We start from the raw sequence: 20023 nt of genomic DNA, 5'->3' as shown, positions 1-20023 counted from the left end.
ATAATGCAATTTAATTTTGAAGAAAGATAAAAAAATAAGCAATGTTTCAATAGATACTACCATGAAACATCGCTCTCATTCATATAATAATTTATTCTTTTGGTATTTCGAATTTATAGATTTCATCGCTATATGAATGAATAAATCTTTTGCATAAATGATGTATAATAAACGCACCAATAAATGGAACAACAAAATAACCAATTATCAATAAAATAATATTGAAAGACGTATCACCAGACATTCGATTAAGTGCATTAATCGGTCCAACTAGACCTGTATAACCAAAACCAGCTGACAATGGTGTCCCCTTAATATTTAAAAGATACGCTACTATACCACAAATAATCCCATTTAGTGTTAAGGGAATAGCAATAATTAAGTTCTTCAAATAGACAGGTATCATCATTTTAGCTGCACCAATTAATAGGACCAAATTGACACCGATTGAATTGACTCTTAGTGATCCAAATAAAAACGTTACACATGCTGCTACAATACCCATATTTGCAGCACCACTACCTAAACCAGTTAAACTTATAGCAGTAGCTATCGCTACGAGAGAAATAGGTGTAACCATCAATAAAGAAAATGTCACACATATAAGGATAGACATTAATAATGGGTTTAATTCTGTAAAGCCATTAATGAGTCTACCAATAGATTTAGTAATGATTTGAACATATGGGAGTGTCATTAATCCTATCGCTCCACTAACTACGGGTACTAATACCGGTAGTATAATCATTTCAAATGAACCAAGTTTACCCTCAAGAAACATATAAATGGCACAAGCGATAACGACCACAATAATGACATTAATAATATCTCCTATCCCTTTTAAAACTATGCCACCATTACTAAACTGTATAGCTCCAGAACCTAATATAGCAGAAGTACCTATCATTGCAGCTCCTGCACCTTTAAATTTAAATTGATGCGCCGCTAACACACCTATTATAAAAGCCATAAATGATTGAATAACAGTTACTAATTGGAATATAGTTTCTAATAAGTGATTTCCTTCTTTAAATAACTTGAGTAATTCACCTAATAACGCATTAGGTAATAGAGCAACAACTACCCCCGCCCCTACAGCATTTAATATATTATTAAAAAATGATTTTCCACTAAATTGAGATTGACTCATGATGTACCTCCAACAATTGCATTAGATTAATACTATTATAGATAAGTATGATTAACAATAACTAAATTTAGAAAAAGTAAAAATTTAAGGGTGTTTTAGAATTTTTTTATTTTTCAGGTTAATATCTTCTTTAACACATTAAGTTCTGATAATCATATTCGTATTTATTATAGTATTAAAAAAAGAGTGAAAACGTTGATTTAACAACATTCTCACTCTAAAAGTTCCTAAAAGAATATAAAATTATACCGGTGGTCGGGATCGAACCGACACTCCAAAAAGGAACGGGATTTTGAGTCCCGCGCGTCTGCCAATTCCGCCACACCGGCTCAATAGATAAATAAAAAACTTCCCTCTGGAAGCATATTATGGAGCGGAAGATAGGACTTACACCTATACCTAGTTCCGGGAAGGAACGTGTTCTAAAAGTTGAACTACTCCCGCTTAATATTAAATTATATGGAGCGGAAGATAGGATTTGCACCTATATCTCATTCCGGGAAGGAATGTGTTCTAAGAGTTGAACTACTCCCGCATAGAAAAATTAATGGAGCGGAAGATAGGACTTGCACCTATATCTCATTCCGGGAAGGAATGTGTTCTAAGAGTTGAACTACTCCCGCTTAATCCTGGAGGCGGCAACCGGATTTGAACCGGTGATAAAGGTTTTGCAGACCTCTGCCTTACCACTTGGCTATGCCGCCAATAACTGGGCTAGCTGGATTCGAACCAGCGCGTGACGGAGTCAAAGTCCGTTGCCTTACCGCTTGGCTATAGCCCATTAATAATAAGGGCGGTTGAAGGGAATCGAACCCTCGAATGTCGGAACCACAATCCGATGCGTTAACCACTTCGCCACAACCGCCATGGCAGGGGCAGTAGGAATCGAACCCACATCAAAGGTTTTGGAGACCTCTATTCTACCGTTGAACTATGCCCCTATTTAGATGGTGGAGGGGGGCAGATTCGAACTGCCGAACCCGAAGGAGCGGATTTACAGTCCGCCGCGTTTAGCCACTTCGCTACCCCTCCAAGAGATGGTGCCGGCCAGAGGACTTGAACCCCCAACCTACTGATTACAAGTCAGTTGCTCTACCAATTGAGCTAGGCCGGCTTGCTAAATGGTTCAGGACAGAGTCGAACTGCCGACACATGGAGCTTCAATCCATTGCTCTACCAACTGAGCTACTGAACCATAATAAATATATCGTAATGGCGGTCTCGACGGGAATCGAACCCGCGATCTCCTGCGTGACAGGCAGGCGTGTTAACCGCTACACTACGAGACCTATAAAGAAAATATTGCGGGAGGCGGATTTGAACCACCGACCTTCGGGTTATGAGCCCGACGAGCTACCGAACTGCTCCATCCCGCGATAATAATAATGGCGGAGGAAGAGGGATTCGAACCCCCGCGGCCCGTTAAGGCCCTGTCGGTTTTCAAGACCGATCCCTTCAGCCGGACTTGGGTATTCCTCCATTATTTATAGGTAAATCGCTATTAAATTAATTAAAAATGGCGGTCCCGACGGGAATCGAACCCGCGATCTCCTGCGTGACAGGCAGGCGTGTTAACCGCTACACTACGGGACCATTTATAAAACGGAGGAAGAGGGATTCGAACCCCCGCGAGCCGTTAAGCCCCTGTCGGTTTTCAAGACCGATCCCTTCAGCCGGACTTGGGTATTCCTCCAAAATTATATGGACCTTGCAGGACTCGAACCTGCGACCGAACGGTTATGAGCCGTTAGCTCTAACCAACTGAGCTAAAGGTCCTAAATATAATTCTACAACTAATAAGTAGTGGCGGTGGAGGGGATCGAACCCCCGACCTCACGGGTATGAACCGTACGCTCTAGCCAGCTGAGCTACACCGCCGTTATGTAGTTTGTAAATTAATAATGGTGGAGACTAGCGGGATCGAACCGCTGACCTCCTGCGTGCAAAGCAGGCGCTCTCCCAGCTGAGCTAAGCCCCCAAAATTAATATGTACTATCGGGAAGACAGGATTCGAACCTACGACCCCTTGGTCCCAAACCAAGTGCTCTACCAAGCTGAGCTACTTCCCGTAGAATAAGCGCGCCCGATAGGAGTCGAACCCATAACCTTTTGATCCGTAGTCAAACGCTCTATCCAGTTGAGCTACGGGCGCATACAATATAAAAGATGGTGCCGAGGACCGGAATCGAACCGGTACGGTGATCTCTCACCGCAGGATTTTAAGTCCTGTGCGTCTGCCAGTTCCGCCACCCCGGCACAGTTATAATGGAGCGGAAGACGGGATTCGAACCCGCGACCCCCACCTTGGCAAGGTGGTGTTCTACCACTGAACTACTTCCGCATATGCGGGTGAAGGGAGTCGAACCCCCACGCCGTGAAGGCGCTAGATCCTAAGTCTAGTGCGTCTGCCAATTCCGCCACACCCGCGTATCTAATGGTGAGCCATAGAGGATTCGAACCTCTGACCCTCTGATTAAAAGTCAGATGCTCTACCAACTGAGCTAATGGCTCTATAGATGGTGCCGGCCAGAGGACTTGAACCCCCAACCTACTGATTACAAGTCAGTTGCTCTACCAATTGAGCTAGGCCGGCAAATTTAATTGTTATAAATGGTGGAGAATGACGGGTTCGAACCGCCGACCCTCTGCTTGTAAGGCAGATGCTCTCCCAGCTGAGCTAATTCTCCAAGTATATATTGCCTGGCAACGTCCTACTCTAGCGGGACGTAAGCCCGACTACCATCGGCGCTAAGGAGCTTAACTTCTGTGTTCGGCATGGGAACAGGTGTGACCTCCTTGCCATTGTCACCAGACAAATGAATGTGTTATACATTCAAAACTAGATAGTAAGTAATGATTTTGCGTCGCAAAACATTTTAATATTGATTAAGTCTTCGATCGATTAGTATTCGTCAGCTCCACGTGTCACCACGCTTCCACCTCGAACCTATTAACCTCGTCATCTTCGAGGGATCTTATAACCGAAGTTGGGAAATCTCATCTTGAGGGGGGCTTCATGCTTAGATGCTTTCAGCACTTATCCCGTCCATACATAGCTACCCAGCTATGCCGTTGGCACGACAACTGGTACACCAGAGGTATGTCCATCCCGGTCCTCTCGTACTAAGGACAGCTCCTCTCAAATTTCCTACGCCCACGACGGATAGGGACCGAACTGTCTCACGACGTTCTGAACCCAGCTCGCGTACCGCTTTAATGGGCGAACAGCCCAACCCTTGGGACCGACTACAGCCCCAGGATGCGATGAGCCGACATCGAGGTGCCAAACCTCCCCGTCGATGTGAACTCTTGGGGGAGATAAGCCTGTTATCCCCGGGGTAGCTTTTATCCGTTGAGCGATGGCCCTTCCATGCGGAACCACCGGATCACTAAGTCCGTCTTTCGACCCTGCTCGACTTGTAAGTCTCGCAGTCAAGCTCCCTTATGCCTTTACACTCTGTGAATGATTTCCAACCATTCTGAGGGAACCTTTGAGCGCCTCCGTTACCTTTTAGGAGGCGACCGCCCCAGTCAAACTGCCCGCCTGACACTGTCTCCCACCACGATAAGTGGTGCGGGTTAGAAAGCCAACACAGCTAGGGTAGTATCCCACCAACGCCTCCACGTAAGCTAGCGCTCACGTTTCAATGGCTCCTACCTATCCTGTACAAGCTGTGCCGAATTTCAATATCAGGCTACAGTAAAGCTCCACGGGGTCTTTCCGTCCTGTCGCGGGTAACCTGCATCTTCACAGGTACTATGATTTCACCGAGTCTCTCGTTGAGACAGTGCCCAAATCGTTACGCCTTTCGTGCGGGTCGGAACTTACCCGACAAGGAATTTCGCTACCTTAGGACCGTTATAGTTACGGCCGCCGTTTACTGGGGCTTCGATTCGTGGCTTCGCAGAAGCTAACCACTCCTCTTAACCTTCCAGCACCGGGCAGGCGTCAGCCCCTATACATCACCTTACGGTTTAGCAGAGACCTGTGTTTTTGATAAACAGTCGCTTGGGCCTATTCACTGCGGCTCTTCTGGGCGTGAACCCTAAAGAGCACCCCTTCTCCCGAAGTTACGGGGTCATTTTGCCGAGTTCCTTAACGAGAGTTCGCTCGCTCACCTTAGAATTCTCATCTTGACTACCTGTGTCGGTTTGCGGTACGGGCACCTGTTATCTATCTAGAGGCTTTTCTCGGCAGTGTGAAATCAACGACTCGAGGAAACAATTTCCTCTCCCCATCACAGCTCAGCCTAACGAGTGCCGGATTTGCCTAACACTCAGCCTTACTGCTTGGACGTGCACTCCAACAGCACGCTTCGCCTATCCTACTGCGTCCCCCCATCGATTAAAACGATACTAGGTGGTACAGGAATATCAACCTGTTATCCATCGCCTACGCCTGTCGGCCTCAGCTTAGGACCCGACTAACCCAGAGCGGACGAGCCTTCCTCTGGAAACCTTAGTCAATCGGTGGACGGGATTCTCACCCGTCTTTCGCTACTCACACCGGCATTCTCACTTCTAAGCGCTCCACATGTCCTTGCGATCATGCTTCAACGCCCTTAGAACGCTCTCCTACCATTGTCCGAAGGACAATCCACAGCTTCGGTAATATGTTTAGCCCCGGTACATTTTCGGCGCAGTGTCACTCGACTAGTGAGCTATTACGCACTCTTTAAATGATGGCTGCTTCTAAGCCAACATCCTAGTTGTCTGGGCAACGCCACATCCTTTTCCACTTAACATATATTTTGGGACCTTAGCTGGTGGTCTGGGCTGTTTCCCTTTCGAACACGGACCTTATCACCCATGTTCTGACTCCCAAGTTAAATTGATTGGCATTCGGAGTTTGTCTGAATTCGGTAACCCGAGAGGGGCCCCTCGTCCAAACAGTGCTCTACCTCCAATAATCATCACTTGAGGCTAGCCCTAAAGCTATTTCGGAGAGAACCAGCTATCTCCAAGTTCGATTGGAATTTCTCCGCTACCCTCAGTTCATCCGCTCACTTTTCAACGTAAGTCGGTTCGGTCCTCCATTCAGTGTTACCTGAACTTCAACCTGACCAAGGGTAGATCACCTGGTTTCGGGTCTACGACCAAATACTCAACGCCCTATTCAGACTCGCTTTCGCTACGGCTCCACATTCGCTGCTTAACCTTGCATCAGATCGTAACTCGCCGGTTCATTCTACAAAAGGCACGCCATCACCCATAAACGGGCTCTGACTACTTGTAAGCACACGGTTTCAAGTTCTCTTTCACTCCCCTTCCGGGGTACTTTTCACCTTTCCCTCACGGTACTGGTTCACTATCGGTCACTAGAGAGTATTTAGCCTTAGGAGATGGTCCTCCTAGATTCCGACGGAATTTCACGTGCTCCGTCGTACTCAGGATCCACTCAAGAGAGAATATGTTTTCGACTACAGGATTATTACCTTCTTTGATTCATCTTTCCAGATGATTCGTCTAACATGTTCTTTTGTAACTCCGTATAGAGTGTCCTACAACCCCAACAAGCAAGCTTGTTGGTTTGGGCTCTTCCCGTTTCGCTCGCCGCTACTCAGGGAATCGATTTTTCTTTCTCTTCCTCCGGGTACTAAGATGTTTCAGTTCTCCGGGTCTGCCTTCTGACATGCTATGAATTCACATGTCGATAACATGACATAACTCATGTTGGGTTCCCCCATTCGGAAATCTCTGGATCAACGCTTACTTACAGCTACCCAAAGCATATCGTCGTTAGTAACGTCCTTCTTCGGCTTCTAGTGCCAAGGCATCCACCGTGCGCCCTTAATAACTTAATCTATGTTTCCACCAGGAAACGCGTTATTAATCTTGTGAGTGTTCTTTCGAACACTAGCGATTATTTTTATGAATTCAAGCTTATTTAAAACTCTATTCACTCGGTTTTGCTTGGTAAAATCTATTTACTTACTTATCTAGTTTTCAATGTACAATATATCATGGTGGAGACTAGCGGGATCGAACCGCTGACCTCCTGCGTGCAAAGCAGGCGCTCTCCCAGCTGAGCTAAGCCCCCAAAAAGAATATTAACTTAAATGGTGGGCCTAAGTGGACTCGAACCACCGACCTCACGCTTATCAGGCGTGCGCTCTAACCAGCTGAGCTATAGGCCCATTATAAAAATGAATGTTAATAAACATTCAAAACTGAATACAATATGTCACGTTATTCCTTTTCATCTTCGAAGAAGATGTTCCGAATATATCCTTAGAAAGGAGGTGATCCAGCCGCACCTTCCGATACGGCTACCTTGTTACGACTTCACCCCAATCATTTGTCCCACCTTCGACGGCTAGCTCCAAAAGGTTACTCCACCGGCTTCGGGTGTTACAAACTCTCGTGGTGTGACGGGCGGTGTGTACAAGACCCGGGAACGTATTCACCGTAGCATGCTGATCTACGATTACTAGCGATTCCAGCTTCATGTAGTCGAGTTGCAGACTACAATCCGAACTGAGAACAACTTTATGGGATTTGCTTGACCTCGCGGTTTTGCTACCCTTTGTATTGTCCATTGTAGCACGTGTGTAGCCCAAATCATAAGGGGCATGATGATTTGACGTCATCCCCACCTTCCTCCGGTTTGTCACCGGCAGTCAACTTAGAGTGCCCAACTTAATGATGGCAACTAAGCTTAAGGGTTGCGCTCGTTGCGGGACTTAACCCAACATCTCACGACACGAGCTGACGACAACCATGCACCACCTGTCACTCTGTCCCCCGAAGGGGAAAACTCTATCTCTAGAGGGATCAGAGGATGTCAAGATTTGGTAAGGTTCTTCGCGTTGCTTCGAATTAAACCACATGCTCCACCGCTTGTGCGGGTCCCCGTCAATTCCTTTGAGTTTCAACCTTGCGGTCGTAATCCCCAGGCGGAGTGCTTAATGCGTTAGCTGCAGCACTAAGGGGCGGAACCCCCCTAACACTTAGCACTCATCGTTTACGGCGTGGACTACCAGGGTATCTAATCCTGTTTGATCCCCACGCTTTCGCACATCAGCGTCAGTTACAGACCAGAAAGTCGCCTTCGCCACTGGTGTTCCTCCATATCTCTGCGCATTTCACCGCTACACATGGAATTCCACTTTCCTCTTCTGCACTCAAGTTTTCCAGTTTCCAATGACCCTCCACGGTTGAGCCGTGGGCTTTCACATCAGACTTAAAAAACCGCCTACGCGCGCTTTACGCCCAATAATTCCGGATAACGCTTGCCACCTACGTATTACCGCGGCTGCTGGCACGTAGTTAGCCGTGGCTTTCTGATTAGGTACCGTCAAGACGTGCATAGTTACTTACACATTTGTTCTTCCCTAATAACAGAGTTTTACGATCCGAAGACCTTCTTCACTCACGCGGCGTTGCTCCGTCAGGCTTTCGCCCATTGCGGAAGATTCCCTACTGCTGCCTCCCGTAGGAGTCTGGACCGTGTCTCAGTTCCAGTGTGGCCGATCACCCTCTCAGGTCGGCTACGCATCGTTGCCTTGGTAAGCCGTTACCTTACCAACTAGCTAATGCGACGCGGATCCATCTATAAGTGACAGCAAGACCGTCTTTCACTGTTGAACCATGCGGTTCAACATGTTATCCGGTATTAGCTCCGGTTTCCCGAAGTTATCCCAGTCTTATAGGTAGGTTATCCACGTGTTACTCACCCGTCCGCCGCTAACGTCAGAGGAGTAAGCTCCTCGTCTGTTCGCTCGACTTGCATGTATTAGGCACGCCGCCAGCGTTCATCCTGAGCCAGGATCAAACTCTCCATAAAAAATTATGATGTTTGATTAGCTCATAAATACTAAATAGTTTGTAACGTTTCGTTACGTTTATTGGAATTAACGTTGACATATTGTCATTCAGTTTTCAATGTTCATTTAACACTTACAATACATCATTGTATCGAAATCAACTTAAACTGTCAAGAATTAAATTCATTAATTTATTTCTTGTTTGTAGTTGATTAATTCAACAAATAATATCTTATAATGTTTCGCAAGAAAGTTCAATAGTCAAAATTACACTTTATTAACATTAACTTAAAGTTTTTTACTTCAAGTTTTCAATTAATTAATCTGTTTTTGACGACTTTTATATAATATCAAGTTAGCTCAATAACGTCAATTACTTTCAAAGAGTTTTTAAGTTTAAAATTACTTTATCTGTGAATAAGTTTCTTGATTAAGAATAATTAGATTTAATAGTGTAATTCGCTCTTAAGATCATTATCCAATCAAAGATATCCTAATAAATAGAAAAACTTACAAATTTGCACCTAATTAATTCATAAAAAATAAGGTAGCAACCTTTAAAGGCTACTACCTTAATCTTTTAAGCTTTTAATTATTTTCGTTTTCTTTACATTCCTTACATACTCCGTATATTTCCATTCGATGATGAGTAATATCAAAATCTGTAACATGTTGAGCTAAATGTTCAACCTCATCAAGTTGAGGATAATGGAAGTCTACGATTTTACCACATTTTTCGCAAATAACGTGATAGTGATTATGTGTATTGAAATCAAATCGACTTGATGCGTCACCATACGTTAATTCTTTTACTATACCAATATCTTTAAATACTCTTAGATTATTGTAGATAGTTGCAACACTTATATTAGGAAAATCAGGTGAAAGTGCTTGGTAAATCTCATCCGCTGTAGGATGTGAATGTGAAGAAATGAGATAACGTATAATTGCTTGTCTTTGAGGCGTAATACGTATTCCTGCTTTTCTTAAAGACGCAATTGATTCTTCAAGTTCATGTTCAATTGACTCTAAATCCGCACTCATTGAATTCACCATCTTTCTAGTTAATAATAATTATTACTTAATATTAATATAACTGTTGAAGATTATAAATGTCAATAAGTACATGATGTTTTCAACTAATACCCTTTATTTGGGTCTACTTCATTCTCAATTACCTTGTTCTTATTGAGAAAATGAGTTAAGTTCTTTTCAAATATTGCAGTTACATCACGATTTATATTTTTATCATTACCAGTAATATGTGCAGTAATCGTAACATTATCTAAATCATATAGCGGGTTATCACTTGATAGAGGTTCATTTTCAAAGACATCTAAATATGCATGTCTAATCAAACGATTTCGTAAAACTTCTATAATAAGTTCTTCTTTAACAATCGTACCTCTACCTATATTAATGAATAGTGCTTCATCTTTCATTTCCTCAAAATGGTGTTTTTTAAGTAGATGTATAGTTTCTTGGGTTTCTGGGAGTGAATTAACTATCACATCACCTTCCGCTAATACATCATCCATTTCTTCTATAGTATAAGTATAATCAAAGTAATCTTTCATATGTCCTGATTTACTTACACCGATAACTTTCATTCCAAATGCTTGAGCTAAATATGCAGTCTTTTGGGCAATTGCACCTGTACCTAAAAATAAAAGTGTTTTACCGTTAACTCTCTCACCCGTTAACTTTGAGTCATACTTATGCGCACGTTGATTTTCATAAGATGTTCTCATTTTCTTATAATCATCTAATATAAACGTCATTATAAATTCTGATAGTTGTTTTGCTTGGACACCTCTGCCATTTGTTAAAATAATGCCCCTATCATTAATATAATCTAGTGGAAGATTATTGACTCCAGTAGCATACCATGCAATCCATTTTAAGTTTTTACACTCTTCTAAAAATGCTTGATCTATATCGCCATCATAACCAATTAAAATATCTAGTGATTCTCTATCTTCAGTTGGAATAAATTGAGCTTTTTTATAAAATTTAAATTCCTGTTCGGGAAATTGTTTTATCAACTGTTCCTCTAAATCTTTTAATCTTCTTAGACTTACGATTTTCAATATACTCACTCCAAGATATTTTTTAATTCTTCTATTTGAGTTTTAACTTTAACTTTTTCAATTACGTCAATAATATACCCATTTTCATCGATTACAAATGTAGTTCTAACGATCCCCATACTCTCTTTACCAAAAGATTTTTTTAATTGATATACCCCCGCTTCATCAGCAAGTTTATAATCTTCATCTACAAGTAAGTCAAAGTTGAGTTGATGTTTTTCAATAAAGTTTTGATGTTTCTTTTTAGAATCTCCACTAATTCCATAAACATCTACATCTAAATCATTAAATTCAGATAAGTTATCTCTAAAGTCGCATGCTTCAGTTGTGCAAGTTGGTGTATTGTCTCTAGGATAAAAATATAATATTGCCTTACGCCCTTTTAATGTCTCATTTGTAACTACTGCTCCATCTTGATTCTCCAATGAAAATGATGGAAACTTTTCGCCTTTGGTTAACATATGCTCACCCATTTCTTAATAATGTTGATTTTATGATACGATATTAAATGAAAATATTAAATTAAAAGAGGTTGATAGATATGAATTTTACTGAAAGCGAACGTCTTCAGAAACTCTCTAATGAATATATACTAGGTGGCGTTAATTCACCTTCTCGTTCATATAAAGCTGTAGGTGGTGGTGCACCTGTAATGATGAAGGAAGGTCATGGTGCTTATTTATATGATGTAGATGGTAATAAATTCATCGATTACTTACAGGCGTATGGTCCTATAATTACCGGACATGCGCATCCACATATTACAGAGGCAATTCAAGATCAAGCTGCCAAAGGAGTGTTATATGGTACTCCTACTGAACTTGAAATTGATTTTGCTAAGAAGTTAAGAGATGCCATTCCTTCATTAGAAAAGATACGTTTTGTTAATTCAGGTACAGAAGCTGTTATGACAACAATTAGAGTGGCACGTGCCTATACTAAAAGAAATAAAATTATTAAATTTGCAGGATCTTATCATGGACATTCTGATTTAGTTTTAGTTGCTGCAGGGAGTGGCCCTTCACAATTAGGTTCTCCAGATTCTGCTGGGGTGCCTCAAAGTGTGGCACAAGAAGTGATTACTGTACCATTTAATGATATTGATTCATATAGAGAAGCAATTGATTATTGGGGCGATGAAATCGCAGGCGTACTCGTCGAACCCATTGTAGGTAACTTTGGTATGGTTATGCCTCAACCTGGATTCTTAGAAGAAGTTAATAAAATCTCACATGATAACGGAACTTTAGTCATTTATGATGAAGTTATTACAGCTTTCCGTTTCCATTATGGGGCAGCACAAGATTTATTAGGAGTAAAACCAGACTTAACTGCTTTTGGTAAAATAGTTGGCGGTGGTTTACCAATCGGTGGCTATGGTGGTCGACAAGACATCATGGAACATGTCGCTCCATTAGGTCCAGCATATCAAGCTGGTACAATGGCAGGTAATCCATTATCAATGAGAGCAGGAATTGCTTTACTAGAAGTTTTAGAACAAGATGGTGTTTATGAAAAGTTAGACAAATTAGGAAAACGTCTTGAGGATGGATTACTTAAGTTAATCGATAAACACAACATTACTGCTACGATAAATAGAATATATGGCTCTATGACGTTATATTTTACGGATGAAAAAATTACTCACTATGAACAAGTAGAAAATTCTGATGGCGAAGCTTTCGCGAAGTTCTTCAAGTTAATGTTAAATCAAGGTATCAATTTAGCACCATCTAAATTTGAAGCATGGTTCCTAACTACTGAGCATACCGAAGAAGATATTGATAAAACTATAGAAGCTGCTGACTATGCATTTAGCCAAATGAAAAATAATTAAGACTTAACCCCCTACCATTATAGGTGGGGGTATTTTTAATTAGAAAAAGATTAACCAGCTAATAGGCAAATCTTTTTATGTATAAGCTTGAAAAATTTAGCGTCTCGGTGTATAACAATAATGAATGAGAGTATGTATTAATATATTTAAATCATAAATCAAAGGAGCGTTATATTTGAGACTAGGAGCTCGGATTTTCAAGACTGGTATAGCAATTATATTAGCTATGTCTATCGCTTCTTTACTTCCAGATAATATCGGCTTAAAGGCACTTGCTGGTGTCAGTGCTGTCGTAGCGATGCAACCAAGCGTTTATCGTTCAATTAAAACAGTATCTGAACAAGCGATTGGTAATATTATAGGTGCTCTACTCGCCGTTACTATGGTAACTATTTTTAGTGATAACTTCATAATAATGGGCGTAACGGTAATATTGTTAATTGCGATTTTGTTTAAATTTAACCTAGCTCATGTTGCTACATTAGCAAGTGTGACGGCTTTAATCATTATGGGTCAACATACAGGTTCCTTCTATGTAGCAGCATTCTTCAGATTCGCTCTTGTTATGATAGGTGTTTTAAGTTCCTCAATAGTCAATTTAATCTTCTTACCTCCTAAATTTGAAACCAAAATCTATTATAATTCTGTAAATATTTCTTCAGATATTTTTGTATGGTTCAAACTTGTGCTTAATGATACTTCAGAATTTCATAATATTAAGCAGGATGGTGATCAACTTAATTCACGTATCAATAAATTAGAGCAAATCTACAATTATTATCATGAAGAGAAACCTTTGACTAAAAAACATATTTATCAGCAGAATAGAAAGAAGATATTATTTAAAGAAGTAGTAGGAACGACAAGACAGGCTTACGAAGTACTCAACCGTATGTCACGTTACCAAAATGACTTACATCAACTTAATAATCAACTATTATTACAAATTAAATTAGAACTTGATTCGTTAGTAGCAGTTCATGAACAAATCTATAAGAGCCTTTCTAAAAAAGCGAGATACGATGTTACAAAACTTGATTACGAAGTAGACAACCCACTAAAGAAAAACTTAATGGACGCATTTCAACAAGAGTTAATTCAAAATCCTTACCAAACGCAATACTCTTATGCAAATGTAATGCAAATTATAGCTGCTATTGAGGAATATAGATATCACTTAGAACATCTCGATAGAATTCGATTAAGCTTCTTTAAATATCATAATTCAGATTCAGACATCGACATTTCTGATGAGGACTTTGATTTGTAACTAAAAATGCACCACCTTTACTCACATTAACTATAGTAAAGGTGGTGCTTTATCATTTTTAAGATATTTAATTATTATTGATTCAAACAGTTTATAAATTTTGAATACTATATAAATGTTCGTACGCACCTTGTTTCTGGATTAACTCTTGATGTGTACCTGTTTCAACAATCTGACCATTTTCCATAACCACTATTTTATCTGCATGCGTAATTGTAGACAGCCTGTGAGCTACAATTAAAGTTGTTCTATCTTTACTTAATACATCCAACGCCTCTTGTATAATAGCTTCACTTTCTAAATCTAACGCACTGGTTGCTTCATCTAAAATAAGTATCGGTGGATTATTTAAGAATATACGTGCAATTGAAAGACGTTGCTTTTGTCCTCCAGAAAGTTTCACGCCTCGCTCTCCAACTTCAGTGTCATAGCCTTCAGGTAAATTCATAATAAAGTCATGCGCGTTTGCCATCTTGGCCGCTTCAACTATCTCGTCATCCGTTGCATCAGGTCTACCTAATAAAATATTTTCTTTCACAGTGTCTGAAAATAAAATATTATCTTGTTGAACGAGACCAATTTGATTTCTTAAACTACCTGTTAAGAAATCTTTCACATTATTGCCATCAACTAAAATTTCACCTGACGTAACGTCATAAAATCGTGGAATTAAACTAATTAAAGTTGATTTTCCACCACCACTCATACCAACAAAAGCTACAGTTTCGCCCTTATTAATTGTTAAATTAATATCATGCAAAACTTCTAATTCATTATCATTATATTTAAAGCTGACATTCTTCAAATCGATTTGCCCTTTTTTAATTTCAATAGGTTGTGCACCGATACCATTCTTAATGTCATAATCTTCATCCATAAGTTGGAAAACCCTGTCCATCGAAGCAAAGCTTTGAGTTAATGTAGTAAATGAAGAAACAAGTCTTCTTAAAGGTCCAAATAATTGTTCTAAGTACCCTACAAATGCTGCAAGTGTACCTACAGTAATAGCACCATTAATAACTAAGTATGCGCCAACGCCTATTACAATAATTGGTCCTAAGTCTGTTACAGTGTTTATTGCTGCAAATGAATAGGCATTCCAACGTGTATGTTGAAAGGCGCGCTTTAAAAAATGACTATTACGGTGATCAAAATTTTGAGCTTCATTATCTTCTATTGCGAAACTTTTAATCACTGACATACCTTGAACTCGTTCATGCAAGAAACCTTGAACTTCAGCAAGTGCTTGAGAACGTACACGTGTCAATTGTCTCAATCTTCCGAAGAAGAAATAAACCGTTAAAATATAGAATGGGAAAATGAAAATAGCTGCAATAGTTAATTTAACATCTAAAAAGAACATAATAGATAAAGCGATGATAATAGTAACGCAGTCTAACCAAATATTCATTAACCCTGTAAGTATAAAGTCTTTTGTTTGTTCTACGTCATTAATAACGCGAGAAATCACCTGTCCAACTTGGTTATTTGCGTAGAAACGTGCACTTAAAGCTTGTAAATGATTATATAGTTGTTTACGGATATCATATAAAATTTTGTTACTTGTCCATTGAGCTAAATATTGTCTGATATATTCAATGGGCGGACGTACTATTACAAATATAAATAGAGCAATGCCAATTGCGATTGCAAGATGACTAAACTTTTCACTATTTGATAGTGAGTGGTTATTAATTACTCCATCTATAGCGTATTTAATCAATAACGGTATTAACATAGGTATACCAAATTTAATAATACCCACGATAATAGTTGCAATAATACGATATCTATATGGTTTGACGAATTTTAAATATCGTTTAATCATGCGCTTTTACCCCCCGTGATAAACGCAATTTATTTTTTAAAAAATGAACAGAGGTTGAATACATTTCATTCGCTTACTTTATACTCATAAGCACTGTCATGATAATGTTTCAACCTCTGATATTAAAATACAATACGAGACTTCAATATAATGTTGTAAATCTTAAAGATGTTAAACTCATTGAACTACAAGATTGTAATACATTTAAATCATGATTCTTATAATCATTCGACACTTTTAATAATATAAAGCAAAGAATCATGTATTACATCTTTTTTGCTTAATAATCTCTAATCTTTTTATAACGCTCTTTCCACACTTTAATAAAATCTGGAGCGAACGGTCCTTTCTTCTGCTCAATCCATTGCTGTAAGATGTCGACATTTCTTCTCAAAATAACGTCAATATCATGAGGATAGTTCATTTGGTTCATATGTAGTTCATACTCATCTTCATCGAGTAAGTGATACTTACCATTAGGATAAACTTTAATATCTAAATCATAATCGATATATTTTAGCGCTTCTTCATCGGACACGAAAGGTGATGATAAATTACAGTAATAATAAATCCCATCTTCTCTAAACATACAAATAACATTAAACCAATACTCCGAATGAAAATAGACAATAGCTGGTTCTCTTGTAATCCATGTGCGACCGTTACTTTCAGTTACTAACGTATGATCATTCCCACCTATAATCACATGGTCAGTCCCTTTTAGAATTGTCGTTTCAGACCAAACACGATGTATATTGCCATCATGTTTATAACTTTGAATTTTAATCGTTTCTCCTTCTTTAGGTATGGACTCTTTAACCATACTCCACACCACCTTTATTATTTTTAGCCATTTAGATTATATCATACTTTGATACACTTGCTTAATAAATAAAGGTACTACATTAAGCGCTGTATTAAGCTCTTATCCAATAATAAAACGGTATATTTTGTCCATTGATACAGGAAATGTATGATTATCCCTGTTATCTAAATTAAACCAAATCATGTTTGAGGGGAGTTCATTCTCCGAGAGATTTATAGATGTAGGTACACTATAAACTTTAATATTCCAAGTCATATGGGTAAACTGATGACGTAATTCAAAGATGGGCTCTTCTATAGTTTCGACTTTAACTCCTAATTCTTGAGTTAATAAATTATCAGCTACACTTGCTTCCCTCATAGGAAATTGCCACATTCCGTTCAACAATTTTTCTTGTCGTTTTTCAAGTAGATATTGTCCATTATTATTTCTAATAAGAAATACTTTTTGATTGATAGTTTTCTTTTTAATATTTTTAGTTTTAATTGGAAGATCTTCAGTCGTCCCTTCATGAAAAGCCTCACAATTATCTTGCACTGGGCAAAATAAACATAAGGGAGATTTCGGTGTACAAATGAGTGCACCTAATTCCATCATAGCTTGATTAAATGTCCCTGAATCTTCTTGAACATATGGATTTAACTCTTCCTCAAACGCTTTACGTGTCGATTGTAATTTCGTATCACGATAATCATTGTTCAATCGAGACCATACTCGGAAAACATTACCATCAACAGTTGCTAAAGGTTGGTTAAACGCTATACTCATCACTGCTGCTTGTGTATAGGGACCCACTCCTTTTAATTTTTTGAAAAGATCTGGATCAGACGGGACTTCTCCACCATATTGAGATTCAACTTCTTTAACAGCTGTATGAAAATTACGAGCGCGACTATAATAACCTAGGCCTTCCCAATATTTAAGCACTTCGTCCTCATGTGCTTCGCTTAAAGCTGCTATTGTAGGGAATCGATTAACAAACCTATGATAATAGTCAATAACCGTGTTAACTTGTGTCTGTTGCAACATTACTTCACTAAGCCATATGTAATATGGATTAGTGGTTTCTCGCCAAGGCATTTCACGCTGATTTTTGTTAAACCACTCCACAATTCTCTTTTTAAAAGATTCCTCTTGATACATGCCATTTGTCCTTTCTACTTTTTCGATTGTGATGCATCTCAAATAAATCTCCACTTTCAAAAGATTCGTCAATTGAAGTAAGTTGATTTTGTTATAGCGACTTTTAGATTATAATATATATTAAATAAAGATGAAAAGAGTGAGCATTTATGGATACAGCCACACATATAGTTATGGGTGTAGGTCTCACTGCATTAGCAACACAAGATCCCGTCATGGCAGGTTCATTTGCAGCAACTGCAACCACTCTTGTTGCTGGTTCATTAATACCTGACGGTGATACTGTTTTAAAACTAAAAGATAATGCGACCTATATTTCTCATCATAGAGGAATTACCCATTCCATACCTTTCACTATTTTATGGCCAATTTTGATAACCTTTTTAATATTCGTTATTTTTAACAACACTAATCCACTACATGTTTGGCTATGGGCTCAACTTGCAGTATTTTTACATGTGTTTGTGGATATATTTAATTCTTACGGTACCCAAGCACTTAGACCCATAACCAATAAGTGGATTCAGTTAAGTGTCATTAGTACATTTGACCCTATTATTTTCACTCTTTTATGTATTGGTGTATTACTTTGGGTTTTAGGCATACATCCGTATTTCGCATTCTTCCCTATCGTAGCAATACTAGTGATTTATTATGTAATACGTTTTATGATGCAATCATCAATAAAAAAAGAGGCGTTAACTCAAATTGAAAATTCTCATAATCCTGTAAAAGTGTTTGTAGCTCCGACAATGAAATTTCATGTTTGGCGTGTGGCAATTCAAACCGATAAACATGATTATGTTGGAACTGCTCGGTGGAAAGATGTAGAATTTACTGATAAGGTAAAACGTCAAGCTATGACGCCTGATTCGTTACTTTGGAAGGTCAAAGGTAATAAAGATATATTTACTTTTTTAAATTTTTCATCCATTTATCGTTGGCAAACCACACCTTTAGAAGATGGTACAACAGAAATTCGATTAATGGATTTAAGATACCTTAATAATGGACGTTATTCATTTGTTGCAATTGCACATTTAACTCACGTCAATGAAATCGACCACTCTTACATCGGTTGGGTATTTAGCGAAGACAAACTACAACGCAAACTATTTTCACAATAACATATAAAGAAACCAAGGCACCCCTTTCTCCAATTAATGATAAGGGGTGCCTTGGTCTTTATCTAACTATATATCAATAACTAAGTACAGTGCTATTCAATTTTACCATTCATTTCATTATCTTCATTAGCATTTTCATTATTGTTAAATACACCATCATGTTCTAATTTCTTGCCATTATCATCACTCAGATGTGTTAAATCATTTTCAATGTGAGTGTCATTTAAACTATCATATTTATCAAAAGCGATATAGCGAACTAATGCATAGTTAATCACACACATTAATACTAAAAAGAGAATAAAGTAAATATGATATGGAATGTTATTCATACTTACTGCACCGAATATAATAGACTGTGCATTACCATGAACAAGATAATAAACGGGATTTAACATTAAAATATGATCTACTATCGATAAGTGCGTTTTAGGAATGAATAAAATTGGAACTATAAAGAAACAAATCGCACTCATTATAAAATAAATTGTGTCGAAACGTTTGAGTATAAATTTCAATAAACCAAAAGTAACAGCAATAACACCGATAAAGATACTAGTCATAATCAAATAATAAATTAGCGACAATAAAGATGTCTCAAAGTTAATTGGCTTTAAGAACGCAATAATTAAACCAATAATCAACATGTCTACAAATGCCAATAGTGCAATTACTATAGTAGGCGTTACTGATGAAATATGGAATGATTTCATTACCATATAATCTTTTCTATAAAACTTATAACTTAAGTATACAGAAAGTACAATGTGACCAAATACAATTAACGATGTCACTCTAAATAACCATCTTCCTTGAGCGATATCCGTATTATGATTTATATCGAAAATGCCCTCTAAACCTAATACTAAGATAATCCCTATTACAAGGCTCATAGCAAACCATTTCCAAATTTTCTTTAACCTACGAACACAATAAGTGATAAGATGTGGCAAGTTTTTAAAGTATAGTATTATATTATCTATCAT

11 protein-coding genes, 29 tRNA genes and 3 rRNA genes are annotated in these 20023 nt (G+C 38.7%); 3 read left to right on the top strand and 40 right to left on the bottom strand.

All coding sequences use genetic code 11. The features are described 5' to 3' along the window. Positions 1-91 precede the first annotated feature (91 nt). From V6C74_RS04925 to bcp, 36 genes are all read right to left on the bottom strand, one after another. The gene (locus V6C74_RS04925; protein ID WP_002453585.1) at positions 92-1150 is read right to left on the bottom strand and encodes a PTS transporter subunit IIC; all 1059 of its coding nucleotides are present in this window, start codon (positions 1148-1150) and stop codon (positions 92-94) included. Between the two features lie 246 nt (positions 1151-1396). Then, positions 1397-1479: transfer RNA gene (locus tag V6C74_RS04920), tRNA-Leu, on the bottom strand. A 40-nt stretch (positions 1480-1519) separates the two neighbouring features. Next, positions 1520-1594: transfer RNA gene (locus V6C74_RS04915), tRNA-Gly, on the bottom strand. Between the two features lie 16 nt (positions 1595-1610). Next, positions 1611-1685, bottom strand: a tRNA-Gly gene (locus V6C74_RS04910). A gap of 13 nt (positions 1686-1698) precedes the next feature. Then, positions 1699-1773: transfer RNA gene (locus tag V6C74_RS04905), tRNA-Gly, on the bottom strand. 7 nt (positions 1774-1780) lie between these two features. Continuing rightward, positions 1781-1854 (bottom strand) — tRNA-Cys (locus V6C74_RS04900). A 5-nt stretch (positions 1855-1859) separates the two neighbouring features. After that, a tRNA-Gln gene (locus tag V6C74_RS04895) sits at positions 1860-1931 on the bottom strand. Between the two features lie 11 nt (positions 1932-1942). Further along, positions 1943-2015, bottom strand: a tRNA-His gene (locus V6C74_RS04890). A 2-nt stretch (positions 2016-2017) separates the two neighbouring features. Further along, positions 2018-2091: transfer RNA gene (locus V6C74_RS04885), tRNA-Trp, on the bottom strand. 7 nt (positions 2092-2098) lie between these two features. Next, positions 2099-2182 (bottom strand) — tRNA-Tyr (locus V6C74_RS04880). 6 nt (positions 2183-2188) lie between these two features. Beyond that, a tRNA-Thr gene (locus V6C74_RS04875) sits at positions 2189-2264 on the bottom strand. An 8-nt stretch (positions 2265-2272) separates the two neighbouring features. Continuing rightward, a tRNA-Phe gene (locus tag V6C74_RS04870) sits at positions 2273-2345 on the bottom strand. A gap of 18 nt (positions 2346-2363) precedes the next feature. Further along, positions 2364-2439, bottom strand: a tRNA-Asp gene (locus tag V6C74_RS04865). 13 nt (positions 2440-2452) lie between these two features. Next, positions 2453-2526, bottom strand: a tRNA-Met gene (locus V6C74_RS04860). 10 nt (positions 2527-2536) lie between these two features. Further along, positions 2537-2629 (bottom strand) — tRNA-Ser (locus tag V6C74_RS04855). A gap of 38 nt (positions 2630-2667) precedes the next feature. Beyond that, positions 2668-2743: transfer RNA gene (locus tag V6C74_RS04850), tRNA-Asp, on the bottom strand. Between the two features lie 10 nt (positions 2744-2753). Further along, positions 2754-2843 (bottom strand) — tRNA-Ser (locus V6C74_RS04845). A gap of 9 nt (positions 2844-2852) precedes the next feature. Then, a tRNA-Ile gene (locus V6C74_RS04840) sits at positions 2853-2926 on the bottom strand. Positions 2927-2954: 28 nt separating this feature from the next. Beyond that, a tRNA-Met gene (locus tag V6C74_RS04835) sits at positions 2955-3028 on the bottom strand. A gap of 24 nt (positions 3029-3052) precedes the next feature. Next, positions 3053-3128 (bottom strand) — tRNA-Ala (locus tag V6C74_RS04830). 17 nt (positions 3129-3145) lie between these two features. After that, a tRNA-Pro gene (locus V6C74_RS04825) sits at positions 3146-3219 on the bottom strand. Positions 3220-3228: 9 nt separating this feature from the next. Then, positions 3229-3302: transfer RNA gene (locus V6C74_RS04820), tRNA-Arg, on the bottom strand. Positions 3303-3317: 15 nt separating this feature from the next. Then, positions 3318-3406: transfer RNA gene (locus tag V6C74_RS04815), tRNA-Leu, on the bottom strand. A gap of 10 nt (positions 3407-3416) precedes the next feature. Further along, positions 3417-3491: transfer RNA gene (locus V6C74_RS04810), tRNA-Gly, on the bottom strand. A gap of 3 nt (positions 3492-3494) precedes the next feature. Continuing rightward, positions 3495-3577 (bottom strand) — tRNA-Leu (locus V6C74_RS04805). 8 nt (positions 3578-3585) lie between these two features. After that, a tRNA-Lys gene (locus V6C74_RS04800) sits at positions 3586-3661 on the bottom strand. Positions 3662-3667: 6 nt separating this feature from the next. Further along, a tRNA-Thr gene (locus tag V6C74_RS04795) sits at positions 3668-3743 on the bottom strand. Between the two features lie 18 nt (positions 3744-3761). Next, positions 3762-3837, bottom strand: a tRNA-Val gene (locus V6C74_RS04790). Positions 3838-3848: 11 nt separating this feature from the next. Next, positions 3849-3963 (bottom strand): 5S ribosomal RNA (rrf, locus tag V6C74_RS04785). 69 nt (positions 3964-4032) lie between these two features. Further along, positions 4033-6954, bottom strand: a 23S ribosomal RNA gene (locus V6C74_RS04780). Positions 6955-7114: 160 nt separating this feature from the next. After that, positions 7115-7190: transfer RNA gene (locus tag V6C74_RS04775), tRNA-Ala, on the bottom strand. A 20-nt stretch (positions 7191-7210) separates the two neighbouring features. Continuing rightward, positions 7211-7287 (bottom strand) — tRNA-Ile (locus tag V6C74_RS04770). A gap of 98 nt (positions 7288-7385) precedes the next feature. Next, positions 7386-8936, bottom strand: a 16S ribosomal RNA gene (locus tag V6C74_RS04765). Together the 16S, 23S and 5S rRNA genes with 29 tRNA genes alongside form the textbook arrangement of a ribosomal RNA operon. Positions 8937-9504: 568 nt before the next feature. Next, on the bottom strand, positions 9505-9960 hold the full coding sequence (gene perR / locus V6C74_RS04760; protein WP_002435887.1) for a peroxide-responsive transcriptional repressor PerR: 456 nt from the start codon (positions 9958-9960) through the stop codon (positions 9505-9507). Positions 9961-10055: 95 nt separating this feature from the next. Further along, the gene (locus V6C74_RS04755; protein ID WP_002453586.1) at positions 10056-11006 is read right to left on the bottom strand and encodes a phosphoglycerate dehydrogenase; all 951 of its coding nucleotides are present in this window, start codon (positions 11004-11006) and stop codon (positions 10056-10058) included. Between the two features lie 5 nt (positions 11007-11011). Beyond that, entirely contained in the window at positions 11012-11467 is a 456-nt protein-coding gene (gene bcp / locus V6C74_RS04750) for a thioredoxin-dependent thiol peroxidase (RefSeq protein WP_002453587.1), read from the bottom strand. Positions 11468-11547: 80 nt separating this feature from the next. On the opposite strand from bcp, the gene V6C74_RS04745 reads away from it, so the two are divergent. Both V6C74_RS04745 and V6C74_RS04740 read left to right on the top strand, forming a co-directional pair. Next, on the top strand, positions 11548-12843 hold the full coding sequence (locus tag V6C74_RS04745; RefSeq protein ID WP_002435901.1) for a glutamate-1-semialdehyde 2,1-aminomutase: 1296 nt from the start codon (positions 11548-11550) through the stop codon (positions 12841-12843). 175 nt (positions 12844-13018) lie between these two features. Further along, entirely contained in the window at positions 13019-14113 is a 1095-nt protein-coding gene (locus V6C74_RS04740; RefSeq protein ID WP_002435931.1) for an aromatic acid exporter family protein, read from the top strand. A 91-nt stretch (positions 14114-14204) separates the two neighbouring features. Here the strand turns inward: V6C74_RS04740 and V6C74_RS04735 are convergent, their stop codons facing one another. The 3 genes from V6C74_RS04735 to mutY form a co-directional block, all read right to left on the bottom strand. Then, positions 14205-15941 (bottom strand): ABC transporter ATP-binding protein, encoded by a 1737-nt coding sequence (locus V6C74_RS04735; RefSeq protein ID WP_002435897.1) that lies wholly within the window; start codon positions 15939-15941, stop codon positions 14205-14207. A 280-nt stretch (positions 15942-16221) separates the two neighbouring features. After that, positions 16222-16764 carry a DUF402 domain-containing protein gene (locus tag V6C74_RS04730; protein ID WP_002453588.1) on the bottom strand — a complete coding sequence of 181 codons (543 nt, stop codon included), beginning with the start codon at positions 16762-16764 and terminating at the stop codon, positions 16222-16224. A gap of 102 nt (positions 16765-16866) precedes the next feature. Then, positions 16867-17910, bottom strand: a complete 1044-nt coding sequence (mutY, locus tag V6C74_RS04725; RefSeq protein ID WP_029625763.1) for an A/G-specific adenine glycosylase — start codon at positions 17908-17910, stop codon at positions 16867-16869. A 149-nt stretch (positions 17911-18059) separates the two neighbouring features. Between mutY and V6C74_RS04720 the strand changes: the two genes are divergently transcribed. Further along, a complete protein-coding gene (locus V6C74_RS04720; protein WP_002453590.1) occupies positions 18060-19037 on the top strand; it encodes a metal-dependent hydrolase in 978 nt (325 codons plus the stop codon). Positions 19038-19129: 92 nt separating this feature from the next. On the opposite strand, the gene V6C74_RS04715 is transcribed toward V6C74_RS04720, so the two are convergent. Next, the gene (locus tag V6C74_RS04715; protein ID WP_002453591.1) at positions 19130-20023 is read right to left on the bottom strand and encodes a hypothetical protein; all 894 of its coding nucleotides are present in this window, start codon (positions 20021-20023) and stop codon (positions 19130-19132) included.

The organism is Staphylococcus capitis subsp. capitis, assembly GCF_040739495.1.
Classification (GTDB): domain Bacteria; phylum Bacillota; class Bacilli; order Staphylococcales; family Staphylococcaceae; genus Staphylococcus; species Staphylococcus capitis.
The sequence above is the reverse complement of the archived record's forward strand: the minus strand, read 5'-3'. Positions and strand labels throughout refer to the sequence as shown.

Bases quoted from the DNA above. Each gene is read 5' to 3' on its own strand.
- V6C74_RS04745 (WP_002435901.1), top strand. From the start codon at position 11,548: ATGAATTTTACTGAAAGCGAACGTCTTCAGAAACTCTCTAATGAATAT.
- mutY (WP_029625763.1), bottom strand. From the start codon at position 17,910: ATGTATCAAGAGGAATCTTTTAAAAAGAGAATTGTGGAGTGGTTTAAC.
- V6C74_RS04925 (WP_002453585.1), bottom strand. From the start codon at position 1,150: ATGAGTCAATCTCAATTTAGTGGAAAATCATTTTTTAATAATATATTA.
- perR (WP_002435887.1), bottom strand. From the start codon at position 9,960: ATGAGTGCGGATTTAGAGTCAATTGAACATGAACTTGAAGAATCAATT.
- bcp (WP_002453587.1), bottom strand. From the start codon at position 11,467: ATGTTAACCAAAGGCGAAAAGTTTCCATCATTTTCATTGGAGAATCAA.
- V6C74_RS04735 (WP_002435897.1), bottom strand. From the start codon at position 15,941: ATGATTAAACGATATTTAAAATTCGTCAAACCATATAGATATCGTATT.
- V6C74_RS04715 (WP_002453591.1), bottom strand. From the start codon at position 20,023: ATGATAGATAATATAATACTATACTTTAAAAACTTGCCACATCTTATC.
- V6C74_RS04720 (WP_002453590.1), top strand. From the start codon at position 18,060: ATGGATACAGCCACACATATAGTTATGGGTGTAGGTCTCACTGCATTA.
- V6C74_RS04730 (WP_002453588.1), bottom strand. From the start codon at position 16,764: ATGGTTAAAGAGTCCATACCTAAAGAAGGAGAAACGATTAAAATTCAA.